The sequence below is a fragment of the Salmonella sp. 32070601201500089SM genome (assembly GCF_017573605.1).
In the GTDB taxonomy this organism is placed as follows: Bacteria; Pseudomonadota; Gammaproteobacteria; order Enterobacterales; family Enterobacteriaceae; genus Salmonella; species Salmonella enterica.
This window is the reverse complement of sequence record NZ_JAGETK010000010.1, coordinates 150,395-173,938: the sequence shown is the minus strand read 5'-3', so window position 1 is coordinate 173,938 and position 23,544 is coordinate 150,395. Positions and strand designations below refer to the sequence as shown.

Annotated in this window: 25 protein-coding genes, 1 pseudogene and 1 other annotated feature; of the genes and pseudogenes, 18 read left to right on the top strand and 8 right to left on the bottom strand. The window is 54.5% G+C overall.

Translation table 11 applies throughout. The features are described from left to right. Positions 1-197, top strand: a 197-nt coding sequence (locus tag J4728_RS16905) for a tetratricopeptide repeat protein (RefSeq protein WP_367301562.1), incomplete at its 5' end; no start/stop codon positions are given. 121 nt (positions 198-318) lie between these two features. Then, entirely contained in the window at positions 319-1,545 is a 1,227-nt protein-coding gene (locus J4728_RS16900; protein WP_001749295.1) for a DUF3748 domain-containing protein, read from the top strand. Between the two features lies 1 nt (position 1,546). Here the strand turns inward: J4728_RS16900 and J4728_RS16895 are convergent, their stop codons facing one another. After that, the gene (locus J4728_RS16895) at positions 1,547-1,879 is read right to left on the bottom strand and encodes a YceK/YidQ family lipoprotein (RefSeq protein WP_001675643.1); all 333 of its coding nucleotides are present in this window, start codon (positions 1,877-1,879) and stop codon (positions 1,547-1,549) included. Between the two features lie 242 nt (positions 1,880-2,121). Further along, positions 2,122-2,195: a sequence feature (ROSE (Repression Of Heat Shock gene Expression) occurs in the 5'-region of heat shock genes and acts as an RNA thermometer to modulate expression.), on the top strand. Between J4728_RS16895 and ibpA the strand changes: the two genes are divergently transcribed. The 6 genes from ibpA to J4728_RS16865 all read left to right on the top strand — a co-directional run bounded on the left by ibpA (position 2,189) and on the right by J4728_RS16865 (position 6,660). Then, positions 2,189-2,602: a small heat shock chaperone IbpA gene (gene ibpA, locus J4728_RS16890; protein ID WP_001532742.1), complete on the top strand. Its 414-nt coding sequence runs from the start codon at positions 2,189-2,191 to the stop codon at positions 2,600-2,602. (Overlaps the previous feature by 7 nt.) Before the next feature lie 109 nt (positions 2,603-2,711). Continuing rightward, complete coding sequence (ibpB, locus tag J4728_RS16885) at positions 2,712-3,140, top strand: small heat shock chaperone IbpB (protein WP_001246919.1); 429 nt, start codon at positions 2,712-2,714, stop codon at positions 3,138-3,140. A gap of 188 nt (positions 3,141-3,328) precedes the next feature. Then, complete coding sequence (locus J4728_RS16880) at positions 3,329-4,990, top strand: putative transporter (RefSeq protein ID WP_001279790.1); 1,662 nt, start codon at positions 3,329-3,331, stop codon at positions 4,988-4,990. Positions 4,991-5,433: 443 nt separating this feature from the next. Then, entirely contained in the window at positions 5,434-5,781 is a 348-nt protein-coding gene (locus J4728_RS16875; protein ID WP_000703964.1) for a YidH family protein, read from the top strand. Beyond that, on the top strand, positions 5,771-6,133 hold the full coding sequence (locus J4728_RS16870) for a DUF202 domain-containing protein (protein ID WP_001113454.1): 363 nt from the start codon (positions 5,771-5,773) through the stop codon (positions 6,131-6,133). The genes J4728_RS16875 and J4728_RS16870 overlap by 11 nt, the downstream gene beginning before the upstream one ends. Then, positions 6,130-6,660, top strand: coding sequence for a radical SAM protein (locus tag J4728_RS16865; protein WP_000147828.1), 531 nt, complete (start codon positions 6,130-6,132; stop codon positions 6,658-6,660). Before J4728_RS16870 ends, J4728_RS16865 begins: the two co-directional genes overlap by 4 nt. 81 nt (positions 6,661-6,741) lie before the next feature. On the opposite strand, the gene dsdA is transcribed toward J4728_RS16865, so the two are convergent. Continuing rightward, a complete protein-coding gene (gene dsdA / locus J4728_RS16860; RefSeq protein WP_000427983.1) occupies positions 6,742-8,064 on the bottom strand; it encodes a D-serine ammonia-lyase in 1,323 nt (440 codons plus the stop codon). Positions 8,065-8,081: 17 nt separating this feature from the next. Further along, positions 8,082-9,419 carry a D-serine transporter DsdX gene (gene dsdX, locus J4728_RS16855; protein ID WP_000543317.1) on the bottom strand — a complete coding sequence of 446 codons (1,338 nt, stop codon included), beginning with the start codon at positions 9,417-9,419 and terminating at the stop codon, positions 8,082-8,084. Between the two features lie 225 nt (positions 9,420-9,644). Between dsdX and dsdC the strand changes: the two genes are divergently transcribed. Continuing rightward, complete coding sequence (dsdC, locus tag J4728_RS16850; RefSeq protein ID WP_001522218.1) at positions 9,645-10,568, top strand: DNA-binding transcriptional regulator DsdC; 924 nt, start codon at positions 9,645-9,647, stop codon at positions 10,566-10,568. Between the two features lie 63 nt (positions 10,569-10,631). Next, positions 10,632-11,717 (top strand): cellulase family glycosylhydrolase, encoded by a 1,086-nt coding sequence (locus J4728_RS16845; RefSeq protein ID WP_000238927.1) that lies wholly within the window; start codon positions 10,632-10,634, stop codon positions 11,715-11,717. Here J4728_RS16845 and emrD read toward each other — a convergent pair. The 4 genes and pseudogenes from emrD to J4728_RS16825 form a co-directional block, all read right to left on the bottom strand. Then, entirely contained in the window at positions 11,644-12,828 is a 1,185-nt protein-coding gene (gene emrD, locus J4728_RS16840) for a multidrug efflux MFS transporter EmrD (protein ID WP_000828744.1), read from the bottom strand. The genes J4728_RS16845 and emrD overlap by 74 nt on opposite strands. Before the next feature lie 202 nt (positions 12,829-13,030). After that, positions 13,031-13,891 carry a DMT family transporter gene (locus tag J4728_RS16835; RefSeq protein WP_208212113.1) on the bottom strand — a complete coding sequence of 287 codons (861 nt, stop codon included), beginning with the start codon at positions 13,889-13,891 and terminating at the stop codon, positions 13,031-13,033. Positions 13,892-13,983: 92 nt separating this feature from the next. Then, positions 13,984-14,073, bottom strand: a complete 90-nt coding sequence (gene tisB, locus J4728_RS16830; protein ID WP_000117642.1) for a type I toxin-antitoxin system toxin TisB — start codon at positions 14,071-14,073, stop codon at positions 13,984-13,986. Beyond that, a pseudogene (locus tag J4728_RS16825) lies at positions 14,070-14,184 on the bottom strand (hypothetical protein). Before J4728_RS16825 ends, tisB begins: the two are co-directional and overlap by 4 nt. Positions 14,185-14,706: 522 nt before the next feature. On the opposite strand from J4728_RS16825, the gene ivbL reads away from it, so the two are divergent. The 3 genes from ivbL (at position 14,707) to ilvN (ending at position 16,894) form a co-directional block, all read left to right on the top strand. Then, positions 14,707-14,805, top strand: a complete 99-nt coding sequence (gene ivbL / locus J4728_RS16820) for an ilvB operon leader peptide IvbL (RefSeq protein ID WP_001541152.1) — start codon at positions 14,707-14,709, stop codon at positions 14,803-14,805. 106 nt (positions 14,806-14,911) lie between these two features. After that, the gene (ilvB, locus tag J4728_RS16815) at positions 14,912-16,600 is read left to right on the top strand and encodes an acetolactate synthase large subunit (protein WP_000168439.1); all 1,689 of its coding nucleotides are present in this window, start codon (positions 14,912-14,914) and stop codon (positions 16,598-16,600) included. Positions 16,601-16,603: 3 nt separating this feature from the next. Beyond that, positions 16,604-16,894, top strand: coding sequence for an acetolactate synthase small subunit (gene ilvN, locus J4728_RS16810; protein WP_001171826.1), 291 nt, complete (start codon positions 16,604-16,606; stop codon positions 16,892-16,894). Between the two features lies 1 nt (position 16,895). Here ilvN and J4728_RS16805 read toward each other — a convergent pair whose 3' ends face one another. Then, positions 16,896-17,681 carry a DeoR family transcriptional regulator gene (locus J4728_RS16805; protein WP_208212110.1) on the bottom strand — a complete coding sequence of 262 codons (786 nt, stop codon included), beginning with the start codon at positions 17,679-17,681 and terminating at the stop codon, positions 16,896-16,898. A gap of 324 nt (positions 17,682-18,005) precedes the next feature. Between J4728_RS16805 and rbsK the strand changes: the two genes are divergently transcribed. From rbsK to uhpB, 5 genes are all read left to right on the top strand, one after another. Continuing rightward, positions 18,006-18,926, top strand: a complete 921-nt coding sequence (rbsK, locus tag J4728_RS16800; protein ID WP_000350272.1) for a ribokinase — start codon at positions 18,006-18,008, stop codon at positions 18,924-18,926. Positions 18,927-18,956: 30 nt separating this feature from the next. Further along, positions 18,957-20,273, top strand: a complete 1,317-nt coding sequence (gene fucP, locus J4728_RS16795) for an L-fucose:H+ symporter permease (RefSeq protein WP_000998359.1) — start codon at positions 18,957-18,959, stop codon at positions 20,271-20,273. Between the two features lie 11 nt (positions 20,274-20,284). Then, positions 20,285-21,298, top strand: a complete 1,014-nt coding sequence (locus J4728_RS16790; protein WP_001625098.1) for an aldose 1-epimerase family protein — start codon at positions 20,285-20,287, stop codon at positions 21,296-21,298. A gap of 153 nt (positions 21,299-21,451) precedes the next feature. Next, entirely contained in the window at positions 21,452-22,042 is a 591-nt protein-coding gene (gene uhpA / locus J4728_RS16785; RefSeq protein WP_000633672.1) for a transcriptional regulator UhpA, read from the top strand. Further along, the gene (gene uhpB, locus J4728_RS16780; RefSeq protein WP_001091257.1) at positions 22,042-23,544 is read left to right on the top strand and encodes a signal transduction histidine-protein kinase/phosphatase UhpB; all 1,503 of its coding nucleotides are present in this window, start codon (positions 22,042-22,044) and stop codon (positions 23,542-23,544) included. The genes uhpA and uhpB overlap by 1 nt, the downstream gene beginning before the upstream one ends.

The window sequence follows — 23,544 nt, the reverse complement described above, 5'->3', positions numbered from 1 at the left end:
GGGAGCTGCTGCGCCGGCTGGTGAGCCGCGACCACACGGATATCCGGGTGTTAAGCCTGTATGCGTTCAGCGCCTTTGAGCAGCAGCGCTTTGGCGAGGCGGTGGCGGCCTGGGAGATGATGCTGAAGCTGCTGCCGGCGGGTGACGCCCGGCGGGCGGTGATAGAGCGCAGTATCCGGCTGGCGCAGGAGAAATAAGACCCTGACGGCCCGGTGGCGTGGCGCCATCGGGCCTGGCTATCCCAACGATACGCTAAAGCCTGAAAGTGAAGCCCGTGTGCAGTATGATGACGAGCATCGTCTCTTATCAGGACATCCCATGAAACAAATCACCTTTACGCCGCGCCATCACCAGCTTACCAACACCAATACCTGGACACCTGACAGCCAGTGGCTGGTCTTTGATGTGCGGCCTTCAGGCGCGTCATTTACGGGCAAGACTATTGAGCGTGTCAATGTGCATACCGGCGACGTGGAGGTGATTTATCGCGCCGTGCAGGGCGCGCATGTCGGTGTGGTGACGGTGCATCCTGCCGACAATCACTATGTGTTTATTCATGGCCCTGAAAACCCTGATGAGACGTGGCATTACGATTTCCACCACCGCCGGGGCGTTATTGCAACGCCGGGAGGCGTGACTAACCTCGATGCGATGGATATTACTGCGCCGTATACTCCCGGCGCGCTGCGCGGCGGCAGCCACGTCCATGTGTTTAGCCCGAACGGCGAGCTGGTGAGTTTTACCTATAATGACCACGTTCTGCATGAGCGAGATCCGGCGCTGGATCTGCGCAATGTCGGCGTGGCCGCGCCGTATGGGCCGGTTACGGTGCCGGTTCAGCATCCGCGCGAATACAGCGGTAGCCACTGGTGCGTACTGGTTAGCCGCACGACGCCTGCGCCGAGACCTGGCAGCGATGACATTAACCGCGCCTATGAAGAGGGCTGGGTGGGCAACCGCCAGATCGCCTTTATTGGCGATACGCTGTCGCTGACGGGCAAAAAAGTCCCGGAGCTGTTTATTGTCGATTTACCGTGTCATGAAAACGGCTGGAAACAGGCAGGCGACACGCCGCTGACGGGAACCGAATCAACGATGCCATCGCCGCCGTTGGGCGTAGTTCAGCGGCGTCTTACCTTTACTCACCAGCGTGTTTATCCTGGACTCACTAACGAACCACGCCACTGGGTCCGCAGTAATCCGCAGGCGACGGCGATCGCCTTTTTGATGCGGGACGATAACGGCGTAGCGCAACTGTGGCTGATATCGCCGCAGGGAGGCGAGCCCCGGCAGTTAACGCATCATGCGACCGGCGTACAGTCAGCGTTTAACTGGCATCCGTCGGGTAAATGGCTGGGACTGGTGCTGGAAAATCGGATTGCCTGCTGCGACGCACAAAGTGGGAGGATCGACTTCTTAACCGCCAGGCACGACAACCCGCCGTCTGCGGACGCCGTCGTTTTTTCACCGGATGGGCGACACGTCGCATGGATGGAAGAGGTGAAAGGGTTCCGTCAGCTATGGGTGACGGAAACCGGGCGATAAATCAGGGAGGAGGCATCTTCGCCGGGGGGATGACGGCATTGGTCATTTTCGTCTCCTCCTCGCTTTTCTCGACGCGCGATCTTACCGAACTGTCTTTGCGGAAGATGTCCCACGGCAGAAGGATCGTATCCATCACGGCGGTAAACGGCATATCCAGGATGGCCAACGATTTGGTGCCCCAGTTTGTCTCATCGTTACCGATCATCGTAGCGCTGGCGCGCGTGCCAGGATAAGTACCCTCTTTACCGCCGGTGTGCGACATGACGCTTGAACAACCGCCTAATAAAAGCATCCCATTCCATATTATCAGCGTTAACCACACGTTTTTTATCATCACTCATTCATCTGTTGGTTGTCGTTATTTGCATGATGAGTTATAGCGATCCGTTGCTAAAAATAACATCACCAGTACGTGGCACTGTGGCGGTAATCGCACTTTAACAATCAGTGCTGTCCCAACCAGTCTATGCAATAGCCAATAAACTGCAAAAAAAAGTCGGATTAAAATACTTGAAAAGTACGTATTCAGACCCATTTATAAGACGTAGTGAATAGAAGGGCACGCCTGATGGGTGTTCTGGCAATCCTGGCCTGTCCATGATGGAAGGTCTGACATTCTCGCTGATTTCAGGAGTTTATGATTATGCGTAACTTTGATTTATCCCCGCTGTACCGTTCTGCCATTGGTTTTGACCGTCTGTTTAACCTGCTTGAAAATAACCAAAGCCAAAGTAATGGCGGCTACCCTCCGTACAACGTTGAGCTGGTAGACGAAAACCACTACCGCATCGCCATTGCCGTTGCCGGTTTCGCGGAAAGCGAACTGGAGATTACTGCCCAGGATAATTTACTGGTGGTAAAAGGCGCTCATGCGGACGAGCAGAAAGAACGTACTTACCTGTATCAGGGCATTGCCGAGCGTAACTTTGAACGTAAGTTCCAGTTAGCGGAGAACATTCACGTTCGCGGCGCAAACCTGGTCAACGGGCTGCTGTATATCGAACTGGAGCGCGTGATTCCGGAAGCGAACAAACCGCGCCGTATCGAAATTAACTGATTCCGTCGGGTCGCGTTGCGCGGCCTGTCATCCCATGCTCGCCGTCAGGGAGCATATTCGCACGTAAAGTGTGAAGGTAAAAACTCGCTTCTTAGAAGGAGAAATGATTATGCGTAACTACGATTTATCCCCACTGCTGCGTCAATGGATCGGTTTTGACAAGCTGGCCAATGCGCTGCAAAACAGCGGCGAAAGCCAGAGCTTCCCGCCCTATAACATCGAAAAAAGCGACGATAACCATTATCGCATTACCTTAGCGTTAGCCGGTTTCCGTCAGGAAGATCTGGATATTCAACTGGAAGGCACGCGCCTGACGGTGAAAGGTACGCCGGAACAGCCGGAAAACGAGCCCAAATGGTTACATCAGGGCCTGGTCATGCAGCCTTTTAGCCTGAGCTTTACGCTGGCTGAGAATATGGAAGTTTCCGGCGCGACGTTTACCAACGGCCTGCTGCATATTGATTTAACCCGTAACGAGCCGGAAACCATTGCGCCGCAGCGTATCGCCATTAACGAACGCTCCGCATTAAATAGCTAATAAGCTCCTTGCCTTGCCCCGCCAGAGATGGCGGGGCTTTTTTGTGCCACGAAAAAGGGTAAGACGCTGCCGAAGTCAGGACGTCTGGGCGGTTTTGTAACATGAGAATGTGCGCCATGCTGTATATATGCCTTAACGGTTCAGTCATAATCCCTATAAATTGAAATGTTACTCACAGGGAAGAAAAGATGAGTGATATCGCATTGACGGTCAGCGTTCTGGCGTTGGTGGCGGTTGTCGGTTTATGGATCGGCAACATTAAAGTGCGCGGTGTCGGCTTTGGTATTGGCGGTGTTCTGTTCGGCGGTATTATCGTCGGCCACTTCGTCGATCAGGCTGGGGTGACGCTGAGCGGCGATATGCTGCACTTTATCCAGGAATTCGGCCTGATCCTTTTTGTTTATACCATCGGCATACAGGTGGGGCCGGGGTTTTTCGCCTCGCTGCGCGTTTCCGGGCTGCGTCTCAATCTGTTTGCTGTTCTGATTGTGATTATGGGCGGGTTGGTCACCGCGATTCTGCATAAAATTTTCGCTATTCCGCTGCCAGTGGTGCTGGGGATTTTCTCCGGCGCAGTCACCAATACGCCTGCGTTAGGGGCGGGTCAGCAAATCCTGCGCGATCTGGGAACGCCAGTGGATCTGGTGGATCAGATGGGGATGAGCTATGCGATGGCGTATCCGTTTGGCATCTGCGGTATTTTGCTCACCATGTGGCTGATGCGGCTGATTTTTCGCGTTAACGTCGAGGCGGAGGCGCAGAAGCACGAATCCTCTCTCGCTAACGGTCATTCATTAATTCAGACAATGAATATCCGTGTCGAGAATCCGAACCTCAATAATATGGCTATCCAGGATGTGCCGATCCTGAACAGCGATAAAATCATTTGCTCACGCCTGAAACGCGACGACACGCTGATGGTGCCGTCGCCGGGGACGATTATCCAGGCAGGCGACCTGCTGCACCTCGTCGGCCAATCTACCGACCTGCATAACGCGCAACTGGTGATCGGTAAGGAAGTGGACACCTCGTTGTCGACGCGCGGCACGGATTTACGTGTCGCGCGTGTGGTCGTCACCAACGAAAAAGTGCTCGGCAAACGTATCCGCGATTTGCACTTTAAAGAGCGTTATGACGTGGTTATCTCCCGCCTTAACCGCGCGGGCGTTGAGCTGGTCGCCAGCAGCGACGCTAGCCTGCAGTTTGGCGACATTCTCAATCTGGTGGGGCGTCCTGCCTCGATTGATGCGGTAGCCAATGTGGTCGGCAACGCGCAGCAAAAACTCCAGCAGGTGCAGATGCTGCCGGTGTTTATCGGCATCGGATTAGGGGTTCTGCTTGGGTCAATCCCGTTGTTTGTGCCGGGATTCCCGGTCGCGCTAAAACTGGGGCTGGCTGGCGGGCCGCTGATCATGGCGCTAATTTTGGGGCGTATCGGCAGCATCGGTAAGCTGTACTGGTTTATGCCGCCGAGCGCCAACCTCGCGCTGCGTGAATTAGGCATCGTTTTGTTTCTGGCGGTCGTTGGGCTGAAATCCGGCGGCGATTTTGTCGATACGCTGACACAGGGCGAAGGATTAAGCTGGATTGGCTACGGTATTTTCATCACCGCTATTCCGCTGATTACCGTCGGTTTGCTGGCGCGAATTTTTGCCAAAATGAACTACCTGACGCTGTGCGGGATGCTGGCCGGTTCGATGACCGATCCGCCAGCGCTGGCATTTGCCAACAATCTTCATGCCACCAGCGGCGCGGCGGCGCTCTCTTACGCGACCGTCTATCCGTTAGTGATGTTCCTGCGTATTATCACGCCACAACTGCTGGCGGTGATTTTTTGGGGAATGGGTTAGCGCCTGATGGCGCGTTGCTTATCCGGCCTATGCACTGTGTTAAATCCAGGCTGGATAACGCGCGCCGCACCGGCCACACTTCTGCTCTTCTTCTTATCTTCTTCCTCAATGAACGCGCTAATCAGCGTAATGGCAACGAGCATAATTCCAATTTTTTTCAGTTAGTTATCAATCTTCATCGCCTTTTTTTTCGTCGCGACGGGTGGTTTTTCAGCTTTTAATTCGGCAATAATGCCTTTCCTGGCGGTGGCGTTGAAAAAGGTCGCAACTGAAATGAAAAATAGCGGGAATGAGCGCGGTTGCGCCGAAACACGTCACCAGTGAACTACAGTTATTTTGCAATAAGATTCCCTTGCTGCGGGATAATGTGAAGCATATCAGCAACAACGTGAGTGGTATTCTGAAAACGAACGGGAATACATAAGAACGTAAAAGGAGTCGTCATGAAGATTTCCCGCCTCGGAGAAGCGCCGGATTATCGCTTCTCACTGGCAAATGAGCGCACCTTTCTGGCGTGGATTCGCACCTCGCTGGGATTTCTGGCGGCAGGCGTCGGTCTTGATCAGCTCGCCCCGGATTTTGCCACGCCGGTGATCCGTGAACTGCTGGCGCTACTGTTGTGTCTGTTTGCGGGCGGCCTGGCGATTTATGGCTATCTACGCTGGTTACGTAATGAAAAAGCGATGCGCCTGAAAGAGGATTTGCCTTATACCCATAGCCTGTTGATCATCAGCGTTATTTTGATGATTGTCGCGGTGATAGTTATGGGGCTGGTACTGTATGCCGGATAGTCGTAAAGCCCGTCGGCAGAACGATCCGGGACTGCAACCGGAGCGTACGTCGCTGGCCTGGTTTCGCACGCTGCTGGGATACGGGGCGTTAATGGCGTTAGCCGTCAGGCACCACTGGCATCAGGCGGGGTTCTTGTTCTGGGTGTCAATCAGCGTTCTGGCGATAGTGGCGGTGATTCTTTGGCGTTATACCCTGAGTCGTAATTTGATGGATGTCGCGCATAGCGATTTTTCCGAAACTCATGTCGTGCGTGACAAATTTTTGATCTCCCTCGCGGTGTTGTCGCTCGCAATCCTGTTTGCTGTTACCCATATTCGCCAACTTATTGCATTTATCGGGAATTTTATATGACAGGACGTCAGGACATTGTCGTGAGTGATGACCAGATTCAGGTCGTCGTAAATCGCCAGAATAGCCAGCGCCCTCAGCAACTGTACCGTAACTTACAACGGCTCGGCATTCGCAATGTCCATTTTATCCCATTGTTGGAACATGACCGGAACGGAATGTTGACCGAGGATTCATTGTGTTCAGCAGACTGGGGGCGGTTTTTAAATAGCGTATTTGATATTTGGGTACGTGAAGATATTCAGCGTATCTCGGTCCGCCTTTTTGATGAGACGCTACAGCAGTGGTGCGGCGGCAAGAATGGCGTTGAAGCGCCGGACAAGGCGCCGCTAAGCGCTGAATGTCAGAAGTGCTCTTTCTTGCGCTTTTGCGGCGGCGGATGTCCTGAGCATCGGGATAGCCAGGGGAAAAACCGGCTTTGTGAGGGCTACCAGACCTTTTTTAACTACTCCTCGCCGCATATGCGGGTGATGCGGGATTTACTGAAGCAGCATCGCTCGCCGGAGGAGTTGATGGCGATGCTGCGTTAGCCTCACAGGCCTGATAAGCGTAGCGCCATCAGGCGATGGCGTGCCGGATGGAGCAGCCGTCTTTCCGGCACTGAGCGAGTATTAGCGTCCTTTCGCCAGGTATTGTTCCATTTCATCTTCCGGCACCATGCCGCCCCCGGTTGCCCATACCAGATGCGTCGCGTTGCCGAGCTGCGTCTGACTGAATCCATGCCTTTGCTGATACGCGGCGGCGGCGCAAATGCGCTGTGGTCCGGCCATCCCCGCCAGAGCTGATGGCTCCAGTCGAATTCCTTCCTCCTGCGCCAGCCAGCCCAGCATGTCATACATTGTTTGATCGTCTAAGGTATAGAGGCCGTCAAGCAGACGCTCCATTGCCCGACCAACAAAGCCCGAAGCGCGACCTACCGCCAGGCCGTCAGCCGCCGTCAGGTTATCAATACCGATATCTTGTACTGAGATGGCATCGTGCAGACCGGTATAAACGCCGAGTAACATGCAGGGTGAATGGGTCGGTTCGGCAAAGAAACAGTGGACGTTGTCGCCAAACGCCAGTTTCAGGCCAAAGGCGACGCCGCCAGGGCCGCCGCCAACGCCGCACGGCAGATAAACAAACAGTGGGTGACTGGCGTCAACGACGCGTCCCTGTTGCGCGAATTGCGCTTTCAGGCGCTGGCCCGCTACCGCATAGCCCAGAAATAGCGTGCGAGAGTTTTCGTCGTCGATAAAGAAACAGTTTGGATCGGATTGCGCTGCTTTACGGCCCTGCTCAACCGCCACACCGTAATCATCCTCGTATTCCACGACCGTCACGCCGTGGCTACGCAGCTTCGCCTTTTTCCAGGCGCGGGCGTCGGCAGACATATGTACCGTCACTTTAAAACCGATGCAGGCGCTCATGATACCGATCGATAGCCCCAGATTGCCGGTTGAACCGACGGCGATACTGTACTGGCTGAAGAATTGTTTAAAATCCGGCGAAAGCAGCACGCTATAGTCATCGTCGGTGGTTAACAGACCCGCCTCCAGCGCCAGTTTTTCCGCGTGCGTTAGCACCTCATAGATGCCGCCGCGCGCTTTAATGGAACCAGATATTGCCAGGTGACTGTCTTTTTTTAACAGCATTTCACCGTCGATCGTTTGCCCATACTCTTTTTCCAGCCGTTTTTGCATGGCCGGAATAGCGACCACGTCAGATTCGATTATGCCGCCAGCGGCAGCGGTTTGCGGAAACGCTTTCGCCAGATACGGCGCAAAGCGCGCCAGACGGTCATGGGCGGCGTTTACGTCCTGCTCCGTCAGGCCGACATACGGTAGACCTTGTGCAAGAGAGGTGGCGCCCGGGTTAAACCAGGTGGTTTCTTTGAGGGCGACCAGATCCTCGACCAAAGGATACCGGGCGATGAGCTTTTGTATGTTTTCCATAGTACGTCTCTTTACGATCAGATGATAAAGGAAAGCAGGAATGTGCCAGCCAGTGCAACGACAGATGCGATAAACGTGGCCGTCGTATAGTATTTAAACGTTTCATTCAGCGTAGCGCCGCAATACTGCTTGACCAGCCAGAACAGGGAATCGGTCACGATCGTGCAGCCAATGGCGCCGGAACCAATGGCAATCGCAATGATCTCCGGGCTGACGTCAGGATAGAGAGGCAGCATGGGCGCAACAATCGCGGTGGCGCCCATCATCGCCACCGTCGCAGAGCCGACCGCCGCGTGCAGAATCAGCGCTACCAGCCATGCCAGCAGAATCGGGTGCATATGCATATTTGAGAGGATCACCGCCAGCGTGTCCGCCAGCCCGCTACTTTTGAGAATGGCGTTGAACGCGCCGCCCGCGCCGATAATCAGCAGGATGTTCGCAATGGCGCCAAAGCCGTTTTCGGTGTGGGTAAGTAGCGCGCTCATACCCATATGCTGGCGCAGACCGAGTATGTAATACGCCACAAAGACAGCGATAAACATTGCGGTGATCGGATTACCGATAAACTCCAGCAGCGTATACAACGTGCCGTCTTTCGCCATATTCAGTTCAGCGACGGTTTTCACCAGCATCAGGCCAATCGGCAGCAGAACGGTAAACAGCGTTGCGCCCAGCGATGGCAGGGTGTTTTCGGCGCGCACTTCAAGATCCGCAAACTCTGTCGGTACGGGCTTGAACGGCAGACGATTACCCAGAAACTTTAAGAACAGCGGGCCGCCGACCAATGAGGCCATCAGCCCGACCAGTAGACCGTAGACAATCACCGAGCCGATATCCGCCCCCAGTTTATTTGCGACAAACAGCGCAGCCGGATGCGGCGGTACCACGCAATGGACGGCCATCAGCGCGGTACACAGCGGAATGGCCAGCTTCAGCAGCGAGGTATGGGTCTTTTTAGCGATAGAAAACGCCAGTGGGATGAGCAACACGACGCCCACTTCCACGAACAACGTGATACCGCAAATCAGCCCCACCAGTACCATGATCACGTCAGCAGAGAGCCAGCGGCAGCGCTGGAGCGTAAGCCCGATGCGTTCCGCCGCGCCGGAAACCTCCATCATTTTGCCGAGGATGGTGCCAAGACCGATAACGGCGGCCAGAAAACCGAGCGTACCGCCTATTCCGTTTTCTATCGCCGTGACCATCTCCAGCGGCCCCATGCCCATCATCGCGCCGACAAAGAAACTGGCGAGCAGTAACGCCAGGAAGGGGTGGAATTTAAACTTCACGATGGTCAATACGATTAACACGATGCTGATCAGCAGCGTGCTCACTACCCAGATTTGAGCGTGCATATCTCACCTACCCTGTGATTAATCTGTTCTTATTGGACAGAAAAACAGCACCTCCTGACAAACGATATAATTTGCCATTCACATGATGTAAATTGAATCAACTATGTGATTTCCATCTAATATTGCCTTTATTTTGCGATATGGTTCATTTTGCTTCATCTATGTGCGGATTTTTTCAGCGTGTTTTTTTACACTTCGGGAAATTAAAAGATGACTGAGGTTGCCATGGAACCCCTTCGCGATACCCGAAACCGCTTACTCAACGGCTGGCAGTTATCCAAACTCTATACTTTTGAAGTCGCGGCCAGACACCAGTCCTTTGCTCTGGCGGCAGATGAGCTGTCGTTAAGCCCCAGTGCGGTAAGCCATCGTATCAATCAACTGGAAGCCGAGTTGGGAATCCAGCTATTTGTCCGCTCTCACCGTAAAGTGGAGCTTACCCATGAAGGCAAACGGGTATTCTGGGCGCTGAAATCGTCGCTGGATACGTTGAATCAGGAAATCCTCGATATCAAAAATCAGGAACTGTCCGGCACGCTGACCGTGTATTCACGTCCCTCTATCGCCCAGTGCTGGCTGGTGCCTGCGCTGGGGGACTTTACCCGTCGCTATCCGTCAATTTCTCTCACTATGCTGACCGGCAACGATAACGTTAACCTACAGCGTGCCGGCATTGACCTGGCTATCTATTTTGACGATGCGCCGTCGGCGCAGCTCACGCACCATTTTTTAATGGATGAGGCGATTTTGCCCGTTTGCAGCCCGGATTACGCCCATCGTTTCGCCTTGCAGGACAACCTGAATAACCTGCGGCACTGTACGCTCTTACACGACAGACAGGCGTGGAGTAACGATTCTGGCACCGATGAGTGGCACAGTTGGGCGCAGCATTTTGCGGTAAATTTGCCGGATTCATCCGGCATTGGCTTCGATCGTTCTGATTTAGCGGTGATTGCCGCGATGAACCACATTGGCGTGGCGATGGGGCGTAAACGGCTGGTGCAAAAGCGTCTCGACAGCGGTGAACTGATTGCGCCTTTTGGTGACATGAGGCTGAAATGTCATCAGCATTATTATGTCACCACTCTGCCTGGCAGGCAGTGGCCGAAAATCGAGGCATTTATTCGCTGGTTGCAGGAACAGGTGTGAAGATTTATTACGCTTTGTCGCTACACCTGCCGGGAGTGAATATGCTAAATACGTGCTATCACCGTGGTAAAAATTTTAGGGGGCGTCGTGTTTAAACCGCTTATTGCCTCTCTCATGCTGACCAGCGCGGTCGTCTATGCGAAACCGATGCCTTTGACGGCGGCGCGCTATGCGCAGCAGCTTGGCGTTGGGATGGATGTTGACTGGGCGCGAACGGAACGGGGTATTCGTGAGTTTGATCCGTTGGTCGTGCGGGATTTTAAGGCAAAAGGGTTAACGCATGTCCGTATTCGTGTGGCAGGCGCGCCGACGGAAGCGCGCCTCATCCATTTGCGTAAGCTGGTAGAAGCCTGCGAATACTATGGCGTCATACCCATTATTGCCTATCAGGCGGATGCGTATAAAACCGATCCCAGCGCCAGCCATGAAAAGGAGCTGATCAACTGGTGGAGCGTGGTCGCGCGCTATTTTGGCCAGACATCCCCGCTTCTGGGGTTCGATCTCATTTATGAGCCTGCCGACAAACTTAATCATAATATGGCGTCGCTGAATCGCGTATATGACAAAACCATCCGCCTGATTCACGCCATTGACCCACAGCGGATGATTTTCGTTGCCCCCCGCATGCGCGCCGCGCCGGAGGATTTGTCGGCGCTTAAACTGCCGGCGCAAAGCCAGAACTATGTACTGGCGGAGTGGCACATCTTCCCGTGGGGACCCCTGAAAAGCGGCGGTAAATATCCGTGGACGTCAGGCACGGCGGCGGAAAAAGCGGCGATTCGGGCACGGATTAACGCTGCGGTTCGCTGGCAGCATAAGACCGGCCATGCAAGCTGGGTGGGCGGATGGGCGCCGGGAGAGTCGATAAAAATGACGCCGGTCGCTTCACAGTTCGCGTTTGCCCGTTTTATGGCCTGCGAGCTGAAAAAAGCGCATATTCCGTATGCGATAAACGCGGACACTCAGTTTTATGACGGCGAAGAAGGAGCGTGGCGTCCGGCGCAGGAGTCCCTGCTCAATGCGATGATCGCGCCGGAATGTGAAACGCCCGGCAAAAAGCCGGGCGAGGGGAATGTTAAACCGTCTGTCCCTGATGCGATATCCGTGACGCCAGCGGCAGCCAGCACGCCAGGATCAGCAATCCCATAAGGGTCATCAGCAATCCCAGACTGCCCTGACCGGTTTGCGGCAGCATTGCCGAAAGCCACGCCAGTACGCCGGAACCAATATTTTGCAGCCCGCCGACCAGCGCGCCAGCGGTGCCTGCGAGGAACGGAAACGGCTCCATCGCGCCGCTGGTGGCCAGTGGAAATAACATCCCGGCGCCAAAGAAAAACAGCGCAGCGGGGATGAGTAGCGTCCAGACGTTCATCACGCCAAACCAGCCGGGAATCCACATCATAAGGCCTGCCAGCAGACAGCAAATAACTGACTGCCACATCAGGGTTGAGAAGCGTTTATTCGGGCGTCCGGCAAACCAGGCGCCGAAGAACGCCGCCGGAATCGGCAGAATAAACAGAATGCTTACCACCATACTGCTGAGACCTAATACTGCCCCCATCAGCACGCCGGAACAGGCTTCAAAGACCGCAATGCCAGCCAGCCCGCCGATTAGCATCAGCAGATAACAGTTAAATGCGCCGTTGCCAAACAGCGTTTTATAGCTGGCGATCAGCCGTGTGCGCGGCGCGCCGGCGGGGCGGGTTTCCGGCATCCAGCGCGCCATGCTGAAGGTGACGCCAGCGCAAAGCACCAGCAGGAAAGCGTAACACGCGCGCCAGTTCCACAGGGTATCCAGCAGGCCGCCAATCAGCGGCGCTAACAGCGGGCTGACCAGAATCCCCATATTTAACAGGCTATTGGCGTGACGAAGTTGCGTTCCTTCATACAGATCGCGCGGGAGCGTTCTCGCCATTACTCCGCCAACGCCGGTTCCCATCCCTTGCATGGCGCTGGCGGCAATCAACACCGTCAAACTATGCGTGGTCATGGCGATCAGAGTCGCTACCATAAAAATAGACATGCCGACGAGGATTACGGGGCGGCGCCCAACCCGGTCGGAAAGCGGGCCGTAAAACAGTTGCGAGACGCCGTAGGTCAGGAGGTAAGCAGCCATTACGCTCTGGACGGCGCCTTCCCGGACGTTTAGCGCTTGTGCCATATCGGCGATGGCGGGAATATAAATGGTTTGCGCCATCTGCCCTACGGCCACCAGTAACACCAACATCAACAACAAATTGACGTTTCTCTGCCTTTTCATTTCGCTGATTACTTTTCAAAAAAAGAAAAAATAAGAATAACTTGCTGCGCATTCCCATAAATGCGAGAGGAATCTATCACACCAGAAAAAGAAGGCCAGACAGCGACCAGTAATGGCAGGCGAAGGAACGGCAGGATATGTAAACAAAAGCGGCAACAAATGTTGCCGAGAATGTGTTACGTCTGCGGCTGTCATTGGGCGATCATGACAGACGGAGTAAAATCGCCCCGAGGGCAATCCCGCCAGCCGCCACCAGACGTAGCCCGGCCACTTTCTCTTTAAGCAACAGCCAGGCTATCAGCGCGCCGAATAAAATCGACGTCTCACGCAGCGCGGCGACCACCGCCAGCGGCGCCTGGGTCATGGCCCATAGCGCCAGCCCATAAGATCCCATAGTGCCAATCCCGCCAAAAATGCCTTTTTTCCACTGTTGCGCCAGATAACGCGACGCTTCCCGCCGCCGCGCAATCATCGCCCAGGTTAACAGGCAGGCGCCGTTGAGAAAAAATGACCATAGCGTATAGCCCAGCGCCGTTTCGGAGAGTCTTACGCCGGTCCCGTCCACCAGCGTATATCCGGCAATAAAACAGGCGTTAGTTAATGCCAGCACGACACCACGTTGAGAACTGGCGCGGCCATTACAGGCCATCCCAAGTATCGCCATGCAGATCACTGCGATGCCGACCCAGGCCATCGACGACAGGCTGTCGCCAAGAAACAGAACGCTAATGAGCGCCACCAGCAGCGGCGCGGTGCCGCGCATAAGAGGATAGGTCTGGCTCATGTCCGAGACCTGATAGGTTTTCGCCACCAGGACGGTATACACCACCTGGAGCGCGGTAGAGGCCGCTAAAAAAGGGATACTGGCGTGAGCTGGCGGCGGCGAGAAGGGCAAAAGGATCAATGCCATGACCGCCGCGGAACCGCTGACGCCGATCGCGGCGTAGAGCTTATCGTTTCCCGCTTTGACAATGGCGTTCCAGCTGGCATGTAGCAGCGCGGCGAACAGCAAAATACAGAAAACGGAAAGGGTCATAGCGTCAGGCGTCGTTGAGGGTGTCATAAAAACGTAACATACCCGGGAAGCGAAAGACCAGCGGATAAGGTGAAAGGGGAGCGGTTGCCCGCTCCCCTTCGGTGCGGCTTGAATCTGAATTACTTAAGGTATTTCAGAACAGCATCAAGCAGTTGCAGTGCTGCAACAATGAGTTTCAGGATAAGAATGGTGATATCCACTACGCTCATACGCGTCTCCTGTGGTTAAGGAGCACTGCCAGCCGACGTACCTTTCCGCTGCCTGTTGCCAGCTGTTGCGCACGCGATCCCTTTTGCGAGGAATAGTGTGCGTGTTGACATAACACAGTGTGCTCACGAGGGGGTTAAGGCGCTGACGGCACCACCCGTTTCAGCCAGGACTTCGTTGCGCCGGTTTACGATGCGGCCCCCGCATAACACATTGTGTCAAAGACATTATAGTTAAGTACTGTATAAATGAACAGTAATTTATAGACAGAACGGAGCTTCTGATCCATACTCAAATTCATCAAAATTCGCGCCGAAATTGCGCGTTCTGCACAGAACGCGTATACTTCTGCTGTTGACATAACACAGTGTGCTTCGCGGCTACCACCCGCATTACGCTGTAAGAACCTCGCTTCGGCGAGGTTTTTTGTTTTCCGGCATTGTGAAACGCGTAATCATCAATCCCGGCGATTACCGGAGGGCGCTACGCTTATTACGCCTATACTCAAAACGTGTAAATTCGTAGAAAAATGTGATCGCTGACGCATTTTTGTGCAGATGAAAATTTTTCCGTTGTCATGCTGAAAGCGCTGTGCTTGTATAAAACGTGTTAATAACAAACAGACAAGGCCCCTAATGAACCCTTCCATGCTGAACGCGACCCTACTAACAACTGCGCCATCTCGCGCAGTGGTCGTCGTGCGTGTGGTGGTGGTCGTCGGCAATGCGCCGTAGGGTCCGGAACACACACGATTCCAAAACCCCGCCGGCGCAAACCGGGCGGGGTTTTTTGTTTAAGACACCTTCCCGGAACGTCGGCTCAGAATAAAAGGAATGGAGCATGGCAAGTTCGGGCACAACATCTACACCTCAGCGCTTTACGGGCGCGGAATTTATTGTTCATTTTCTGGAGCGCCAGGGGATTCGTATCGTCACCGGCATTCCCGGCGGTTCGATCCTCCCCGTTTACGACGCGTTAAGCCAAAGCACGCAAATCCGTCATATTCTGGCGCGCCATGAACAAGGCGCGGGGTTTATTGCGCAGGGGATGGCGCGGACGGAGGGTAAACCTGCTGTTTGTATGGCCTGTAGCGGGCCGGGCGCGACCAATCTGGTCACGGCCATTGCCGATGCACGCCTGGATTCCATTCCGTTAATCTGCATTACCGGGCAGGTTCCGGCGTCCATGATCGGTACTGACGCGTTTCAGGAAGTGGATACCTACGGTATCTCTATCCCCATCACCAAGCACAACTATCTGGTCAGAAATATCAATGAGTTGCCTCAGGTGATGAGCGATGCTTTTCGTCTGGCGCAGTCGGGGCGTCCCGGCCCGGTGTGGATAGACGTTCCTAAAGATGTGCAGACGGCGACAATTGAGCTGGATGCGTTGCCGTCGCCGGCGGAAAAATCACCCCCGCCGGAGTTTAGCGCGGAGAGTATCCGCGAGGCCGCCGCAATGATTAACGCGGCGAAGCGTCCTGTGCTGTATCTGGGCGGCGGCGTGATCAATGCGCCGACACGCGTGCGCGAACTCGCGGAAAAAGCGCAACTGCCGACGACAATGACCTTAATGGCGCTGGGAATGCTGCCTAAGGCGCATCCGCTGTCGTTAGGAATGCTGGGGATGCACGGCGCGCGCAGTACCAATTTTATTCTGCAAGAGGCCGATTTACTGATTGTCCTGGGCGCGCGTTTTGATGACCGGGCGATTGGCAAAACGGAGCAGTTTTGTCCGAACGCCAAAATCATCCATGTGGATATCGATCGCGCCGAGTTAGGCAAAATTAAGCAGCCGCATGTGGCTATTCAGGCGGATGTCGATGATGTACTGGCACAGTTAATTCCCCATATCGAGGCACAGCCGCGGGAAGCATGGCATCAGTTGGTGGCGGACTTGCAGCAAGAATTCCCTTGCAGTATTCCCCAGGAAAATAACCCGCTTAGTCACTATGGGCTGATTAATGCGGTCGCCGCCTGTGTGGACGACAACGCGATTATTACCACTGACGTAGGTCAGCATCAGATGTGGACCGCGCAGGCTTATCCGCTCAACCGTCCGCGTCAGTGGCTGACTTCCGGCGGGCTGGGCACCATGGGGTTTGGTCTGCCCGCGGCGATTGGCGCGGCGCTGGCGAATCCGGGCAACAAGGTGCTGTGTTTTTCCGGCGACGGTAGTTTGATGATGAATATTCAGGAGATGGCTACCGCCAGTGAAAACCAGTTGGATGTGAAAATTATCCTGATGAATAACGACGCGCTGGGACTGGTACATCAGCAACAGAGTCTGTTCTATAAACAGGGCGTTTTTGCGGCGACCTATCCGGGAAGCATCAACTTTATGCAGATTGCCGCCGGGTTTGGTCTGGATACCTGTGATTTGAATAACGAAGCCGATCCGCAGGCGGCGTTGCAGGCTATCATTCGTCGTCCTGGACCGGCGTTGATCCATGTGCGCATTGATGCAGAAGAAAAAGTGTATCCGATGGTGCCGCCGGGCGCGGCAAATACAGAGATGGTGGGGGAATAAGCCATGCAGAAACAATCACATGATAACGTTATTCTGGAGCTGACCGTTCGCAACCACCCTGGCGTGATGACCCACGTCTGCGGGCTGTTCGCCCGACGCGCTTTCAACGTTGAGGGTATTCTCTGTTTACCGATTCAGGGTAGCGATCAGAGCCGCATCTGGCTTCTGGTCAATGACGATCAGCGGCTTGAACAGATGATCAGTCAGATCGATAAACTGGAAGACGTGGCGAAGGTGGTACGAAACCAGTCCGATCCCACCATGTTCAATAAAATTGCCGTCTTTTTTGAGTAAGTTATTCACTTTCCGAATCAGGCGTGATGACTTTGACGGAACCATTCCGACAGTGAACGGCATAATCTGTCGGTAATGGGCGATCGCTAATCAGGACATCAAAGGCAGAAAGCGGACCAATGCTGGCAGGCGCGACCTCATCAAGCAGGGCGTGACGCGCCAGCAAAATTTTGCGCAGACCGCGCTCCATCGCTTTACGTTTGGCGGCAAGATCATCCGGGTTAAACCAGCTCACGCCAAAATGTTCATGTACGCCGCTGGCGGAAATAAACACTTTGCGCGGATTGAGCGAATCCAGCGCCGAAGGATTATTGGCATCATAAAAGGCATCGCTCTTGGCCCGATAGGTGCCGCCGCACAGAATCGCCGTGGCATTAGGCTTTTCATTCAGCGCGATAAATACCCGATGCGAGTAGCAAATCCCGGTAAAGGTAATATCATCCGGTATCATGCTGATAACTAATGGCATTTCCGGACCGTTATCAAAAAAAACCAGATCGTTTTCACGCACCAGGCCGGCGGCCAGGATCGCAACGGGAAGGTCGTCCCGATGATGCGTCTTTTTCGCTGGCAGCGGCATATTGGTTGAAGACGTAGGCTTATTTACCATGACGATATAGCCGCCGAGCAGCGTCAGCGGTAAAGGGTCATCATCCTGGCTGAGATCGCGGCGAATGGTCATCACCGAAACTTCCAGCATCCGCGCGGCGTCTTTCAGATGGATTCGATCGGTCTTTTTCAGTAACTCCATCAAGCGTCGGATACGTTCTTTTTGCTTGGTCTCCATTCACACTCTCCGCAAATCATGTTGTTATGTTCCATCAGTAACATTTATGTGTTTCTGAGAACATTACAGTGTGGCACTACTATACGTCCGGCTGTCAGGAAATAAAAGTGGGTTTATTCGCGTTTTTTAACAATAAATAGTTAATTTTCAGTAAATTGTAACAATAAAAATGATTTGGTGCGCGTATGTTCCGCCAGGGATCGTTCACGAAGTAAATGGCAAAATGATCCTCTAATCGCGATCATAGTCACAAATGATACGGAAGTAACATGATAATGTTATTTTAATATCATTGTCGTGTGACGATTTCTGAGAGGGAGTAAAATGGATATCGCGGTTATTGGCTCTAACATGGTGGACCTTATCACCTACACCAACCAGATGCCCAAAGAAGGGGAAACTCTGGAAGCGCCGGCGTTTAAAATCGGCTGCGGCGGAAAAGGGGCGAACCAGGCCGTGGCGGCCGCTAAGCTCAATTCAAAAGTATTGATGTTGACCAAAGTGGGCGACGATATTTTTGCCGACAACACCATTCGTAATCTCGAATCCTGGGGGATCAATACGACGTATGTAGAAAAAGTACCGTGTACCAGCAGTGGCGTAGCGCCGATTTTCGTCAACGCCAACTCCAGCAACAGCATTCTGATCATCAAAGGTGCTAACAAGTTTCTCTCGCCGGAAGATATCGATCGCGCGGCGGAAGATTTAAAAAAATGCCAGCTTATTGTTCTGCAACTGGAAGTTCAGCTTGAAACGGTTTATCACGCAATAGAATTTGGCAAGAAACACGGGATTGAAGTGTTATTAAACCCTGCGCCAGCATTACGGGAATTAGATATGTCTTATGCCTGTAAATGCGATTTCTTTGTACCCAATGAAACCGAGCTGGAAATATTAACCGGTATGCCAGTGGATACCTATGACCATATTCGCGCAGCGGCACGTTCGCTGGTAGATAAAGGGCTGAACAATATTATTGTCACCATGGGCGAGAAAGGCGCGCTGTGGATGACGCGTGACCAGGAAGTCCATGTTCCGGCGTTTAGAGTGAACGCTGTTGATACCAGCGGCGCGGGCGATGCCTTTATCGGCTGTTTCGCGCATTACTACGTCCAGAGCGGGGATGTGGAAGCCGCCATGAAAAAAGCCGTTCTCTTTGCCGCTTTCAGCGTCACCGGGAAAGGCACCCAATCCTCTTATCCAAGTATTGAGCAATTTAATGAGTATCTTTCGTTGAACGAATAACAATCACCCTGCACTGTTAAAGGTAGCACTATGAACGATAAAAACATCGTTCAGATGCCCGACGGGTATCTGAATAAGACACCTCTGTTCCAGTTTATTTTGTTATCCTGTTTATTCCCATTATGGGGATGCGCAGCCGCGTTAAATGATATTCTGATTACGCAATTTAAAAGTGTATTTTCGCTGAGCAACTTTGCTTCGGCATTAGTACAAAGCGCCTTTTATGGCGGTTATTTTTTAATTGCTATTCCGGCCTCGCTGGTCATTAAAAAAACCAGTTATAAAGTGGCGATACTTATCGGCCTGACGCTATACATTGTCGGCTGTACGCTCTTTTTTCCGGCGTCGCACATGGCGACCTACACCATGTTCCTCGCGGCGATTTTCGCCATTGCGATTGGCCTGAGTTTCCTGGAAACGGCGGCGAATACCTACAGTTCGATGATCGGGCCGAAAGCCTACGCCACGCTGCGGCTGAATATCAGCCAGACCTTTTATCCGATCGGCGCGGCGGCAGGCATTTTATTGGGTAAATATCTGGTCTTTTCCGAAGGGGAAAGCCTGGAAAAACAGATGGCGGGCATGAATGCCGAGCAGGTCCACAACTTCAAGGTGCTGATGCTGGAAAACACTCTGGAACCCTATAAGTACATGATTATGGTTCTGGTAGTGGTGATGGTACTGTTCCTGCTGACGCGTTTCCCGACCTGTAAAGTCGCGCAAACCGCGAGTCATAAACGCCCCTCGGCGCTGGATACGTTACGCTATCTCGCCAGCAACGCCCGTTTCCGTCGCGGTATTGTGGCGCAGTTCCTGTATGTGGGAATGCAGGTGGCGGTCTGGTCGTTCACTATCCGTCTGGCGCTGGAGTTAGGCGATATCAATGAGCGCGATGCCTCAACCTTTATGGTCTACAGCTTCGCCTGCTTTTTTATCGGCAAGTTTATCGCCAACATTCTGATGACACGCTTTAACCCGGAAAAAGTCCTGATCCTTTACTCTGTGATCGGCGCGCTGTTCCTGGCCTATGTGGCGCTGGCGCCCAGCTTTAGCGCGGTATACGTGGCGGTGCTGGTCAGTGTTCTGTTTGGCCCCTGCTGGGCGACCATTTATGCCGGAACGCTCGATACCGTCGATAACGAGCATACCGAAATGGCGGGGGCGGTCATCGTGATGGCGATTGTCGGCGCGGCGGTGGTTCCTGCGATTCAGGGTTATGTGGCGGACATGTTCCACTCGCTACAGCTCTCATTCCTGGTTTCCATGCTGTGCTTTGTTTACGTTGGCGTTTACTTCTGGCGCGAAAGCAAAGTGCGCGGCAACCTGGCTGAAGTCGCCGCGTCCTGAGGAGATCAACCATGACAACACGTATTACATTATGGCGGGAGCTTTTTAGCGAGCAGCCGCGTATCTTGCTGGAAAATGATGATTTTACGGTTACGGCGTTTCGTTACGCCAGCGGCGTGGAAGGACTGAAAATACAAAACAGCCGCGGTCATCTGGTGATTCTGCCCTGGATGGGGCAGATGATTTGGGACGCGCAGTTTGACGGTCATGATCTGACTATGCGCAACATGTTCCGCCAGCCGAAGCCGGCTGCGGAAGTGGTGGCAACGTATGGTTGCTTTGCTTTCCATTCCGGACTATTGGCGAATGGCTGCCCGTCGCCGGAAGATACACATCCGCTGCACGGCGAGATGCCCTGCGCTGCTATGGACGACGCCTGGCTGGAGTTAGAGGGCGACAGTCTGCGCGTGACCGGGCGCTACGAGTATGTGATGGGGTTCGGTCATCATTATCAGGCGCAACCTGCGGTGGTAATGCGTAAATCAAGCGCGCTGTTTGATATTCAGATGACCGTGACTAACCTGGCTTCAGTCGCCATGCCGCTACAGTACATGTGCCACATGAACTATGCCTATGTGCCGAACGCCACGTTCCGCCAGAATATCCCGGATACCGCGCTGAAGCTACGCGAGTCGGTGCCGGCGCATGTCAAACCCACGGCGCAGTGGCTGGCGTTTAATCAACGGCTTTTGCAGGGTGAAGCCTCGCTGGCAACGCTCAACGAGCCTGGCTTTTACGACCCGGAAATCGTGTTCTTCGCCGATAAACTGGACAGGTATACGGATACCCCGGAATTCAGTATGATCGCCCCGGATGGCACCACGTTCGTGACACGTTTCGCCAGCGCGGAGCTCAATTACGTGACCCGCTGGATTCTTTATAACGGCGATCAGCAGGTTGCCGCCTTTGCCCTGCCCGCGACCTGTCGGCCTGAAGGTTTTCTCGCGGCGCAGCGAAATGGAACCTTGCTTCAACTGGAACCGCAGCAAACCCGGACGTTCACCGTCACGACAGGCATTGTCTGACCGCTCAAGGCTTGAACACCCAGGCACTTATCGTTAAGGTAAGTGCTTTTGCCGGATGGCGGCATTAATGCCTTATCCGGCCTACAACGGCACCTGCCCGTAGGCCTGATAAGCGCAGCGCCATCAGGCATGCCTTAGCGCCAGGATGAACCCATGATCACCGTTGCCCTTATCGACGACCACCTTATCGTCCGCTCCGGCTTTGCACAGCTACTGGGGCTGGAACCTGATTTGCAGGTGGTCGCCGAGTTTGGTTCCGGGCGCGAAGCGTTGGCAGGCTTACCGGGGCGCGGCGTACAGGTGTGTATCTGCGATATCTCGATGCCGGATATTTCCGGACTGGAGCTGCTAAGCCAACTGCCAAAAGGGATGGCGACGATCATGCTCTCGGTTCACGATAGCCCGGCGCTGGTGGAACAGGCGTTGAACGCCGGCGCGCGCGGTTTCCTCTCTAAACGCTGTAGTCCGGATGAACTGATCGCCGCGGTGCATACGGTGGCGACGGGCGGCTGCTATTTGACCCCCGATATTGCCGTGAAACTGGCGGCGGGTCGGCAAGATCCGCTGACCAAACGCGAGCGTCAGGTGGCGGAAAAACTCGCCCAGGGTATGGCGGTAAAAGAGATTGCCGCCGAGCTGGGGCTGTCGCCAAAAACGGTGCATGTCCATCGCGCGAATCTGCTGGAAAAATTAGGCGTCAGCAATGACGTTGAACTGGCGCATCGCATGTTTGACGGTTGGTAATGAACACCTTTTTTTCCCGTTTAATCACCGTTGTTGCCTGCTTTTTTATTTTCTCCGCCGCGTGGTTCTGCCTGTGGAGCATCAGCCTACATCTGGTAGAACGCCCGGAGCTGGCGGCGCTACTCTTTCCCTTCGGCCTGCGCCTGGGACTTATGCTGCAATGCCCGCGTGGATACTGGCCAGTATTGCTGGGCGCGGAGTGGCTGCTGGTGTACTGGTTGGCGCAGGAAGTTGCGCTGGCCCATCTGCCGCTTTTGATGATCGGTGGTGTGTTGACGCTACTGCCCGTGGCGCTGACTTCGCGTTACCGCCATCAGCGCGACTGGCGCACGTTATTGCTTCAGGGCGCGGCCCTCACCGCCGCGGCGCTACTGCAATCCCTGCCCTGGTTGGGGCAGGGGGAAGCGGCATGGAACGCGCTACTGCTGACCCTCACGGGTGGTCTGACGCTGGCCCCCATCTGCCTGGTTTTCTGGCACTATCTCACCAGCACTACCTGGCTGCCGCTGGGACCATCGCTGGTATCGCAGCCGGTAAACTGGCGCGGGCGGCATCTGATCTGGTATCTGCTGCTGTTTATCGTCAGTCTGTGGCTGCAACTGGGGTTACCTGCTGAACTTTCGCGCTTTACGCCGTTCTGCCTGGCGTTGCCGATTATCGCGCTCGCCTGGCACTATGGCTGGCAGGGCGCGCTCATTGCCACACTGATGAACGCTATCGCGCTGATCGCCAGCCAGACCTGGCACGATCATCCCGTCGATTTATTACTTTCGCTGTTGGCGCAAAGCCTGACCGGGTTACTGCTTGGCGCGGGCATTCAGCGTCTGCGCGAGCTGAACCAGTCGTTGCAAAAGGAGCTGGCGCGCAACCATCGGCTGGCGGAGCGTCTTCTGGAGACCGAAGAGAGCGTGCGGCGCGATGTTGCGCGTGAGCTGCACGATGACATCGGGCAGACCATCACCGCGATTCGTACCCAGGCGGGCATTGTGCAACGACTGGCGGCGGATAACGGCGGCGTGAAGCAGAGCGGGCAACTTATCGAGCAGCTTTCGCTGGGCGTGTATGACGCCGTGCGTCGCCTGCTGGGGCGCTTGCGCCCGCGCCAGTTAGACGACTTAACGCTGGCGCAGGCCATCCGTTCGCTGCTGCGCGAAATGGAGCTGGAAAGCCGCGGTATTGTCAGTCACCTCGACTGGCGAATTGACGAAACGGCGCTGAGTGAAAGTCAGCGCGTGACGCTGTTTCGCGTCTGTCAGGAAGGGCTGAATAACATCGTAAAACATGCCAATGCCAGCGCTGTGACGCTCCAGGGCTGGCAGCAGGATGAGCGACTGATGCTGGTGATTGAGGATGACGGCAGCGGCCTGCCGCCGGGCTCTCACCAGCAGGGCTTCGGCCTGACCGGAATGCGCGAACGCGTGTCGGCGCTCGGCGGGACGCTAACCATCTCTTGTACCCACGGTACGCGGGTGAGCGTCTCGTTGCCCCAGCGTTACGTTTAA

Bases quoted from the DNA above. Each gene is read 5' to 3' on its own strand.
- J4728_RS16870 (WP_001113454.1), top strand. From the start codon at position 5,771: ATGCCGGATAGTCGTAAAGCCCGTCGGCAGAACGATCCGGGACTGCAA.
- tisB (WP_000117642.1), bottom strand. From the start codon at position 14,073: ATGAGCGTAGTGGATATCACCATTCTTATCCTGAAACTCATTGTTGCA.
- J4728_RS16805 (WP_208212110.1), bottom strand. From the start codon at position 17,681: ATGGAGACCAAGCAAAAAGAACGTATCCGACGCTTGATGGAGTTACTG.
- uhpB (WP_001091257.1), top strand. From the start codon at position 22,042: ATGAACACCTTTTTTTCCCGTTTAATCACCGTTGTTGCCTGCTTTTTT.
- dsdX (WP_000543317.1), bottom strand. From the start codon at position 9,419: ATGCACGCTCAAATCTGGGTAGTGAGCACGCTGCTGATCAGCATCGTG.
- J4728_RS16895 (WP_001675643.1), bottom strand. From the start codon at position 1,879: ATGATAAAAAACGTGTGGTTAACGCTGATAATATGGAATGGGATGCTT.
- J4728_RS16880 (WP_001279790.1), top strand. From the start codon at position 3,329: ATGAGTGATATCGCATTGACGGTCAGCGTTCTGGCGTTGGTGGCGGTT.
- dsdA (WP_000427983.1), bottom strand. From the start codon at position 8,064: ATGGAAAACATACAAAAGCTCATCGCCCGGTATCCTTTGGTCGAGGAT.
- emrD (WP_000828744.1), bottom strand. From the start codon at position 12,828: ATGAAAAGGCAGAGAAACGTCAATTTGTTGTTGATGTTGGTGTTACTG.
- dsdC (WP_001522218.1), top strand. From the start codon at position 9,645: ATGGAACCCCTTCGCGATACCCGAAACCGCTTACTCAACGGCTGGCAG.
- ibpA (WP_001532742.1), top strand. From the start codon at position 2,189: ATGCGTAACTTTGATTTATCCCCGCTGTACCGTTCTGCCATTGGTTTT.
- fucP (WP_000998359.1), top strand. From the start codon at position 18,957: ATGAACGATAAAAACATCGTTCAGATGCCCGACGGGTATCTGAATAAG.
- ilvN (WP_001171826.1), top strand. From the start codon at position 16,604: ATGCAGAAACAATCACATGATAACGTTATTCTGGAGCTGACCGTTCGC.
- J4728_RS16790 (WP_001625098.1), top strand. From the start codon at position 20,285: ATGACAACACGTATTACATTATGGCGGGAGCTTTTTAGCGAGCAGCCG.
- uhpA (WP_000633672.1), top strand. From the start codon at position 21,452: ATGATCACCGTTGCCCTTATCGACGACCACCTTATCGTCCGCTCCGGC.
- ilvB (WP_000168439.1), top strand. From the start codon at position 14,912: ATGGCAAGTTCGGGCACAACATCTACACCTCAGCGCTTTACGGGCGCG.
- J4728_RS16900 (WP_001749295.1), top strand. From the start codon at position 319: ATGAAACAAATCACCTTTACGCCGCGCCATCACCAGCTTACCAACACC.
- rbsK (WP_000350272.1), top strand. From the start codon at position 18,006: ATGGATATCGCGGTTATTGGCTCTAACATGGTGGACCTTATCACCTAC.
- J4728_RS16835 (WP_208212113.1), bottom strand. From the start codon at position 13,891: ATGACACCCTCAACGACGCCTGACGCTATGACCCTTTCCGTTTTCTGT.
- ivbL (WP_001541152.1), top strand. From the start codon at position 14,707: ATGAACCCTTCCATGCTGAACGCGACCCTACTAACAACTGCGCCATCT.
- J4728_RS16865 (WP_000147828.1), top strand. From the start codon at position 6,130: ATGACAGGACGTCAGGACATTGTCGTGAGTGATGACCAGATTCAGGTC.
- J4728_RS16875 (WP_000703964.1), top strand. From the start codon at position 5,434: ATGAAGATTTCCCGCCTCGGAGAAGCGCCGGATTATCGCTTCTCACTG.
- ibpB (WP_001246919.1), top strand. From the start codon at position 2,712: ATGCGTAACTACGATTTATCCCCACTGCTGCGTCAATGGATCGGTTTT.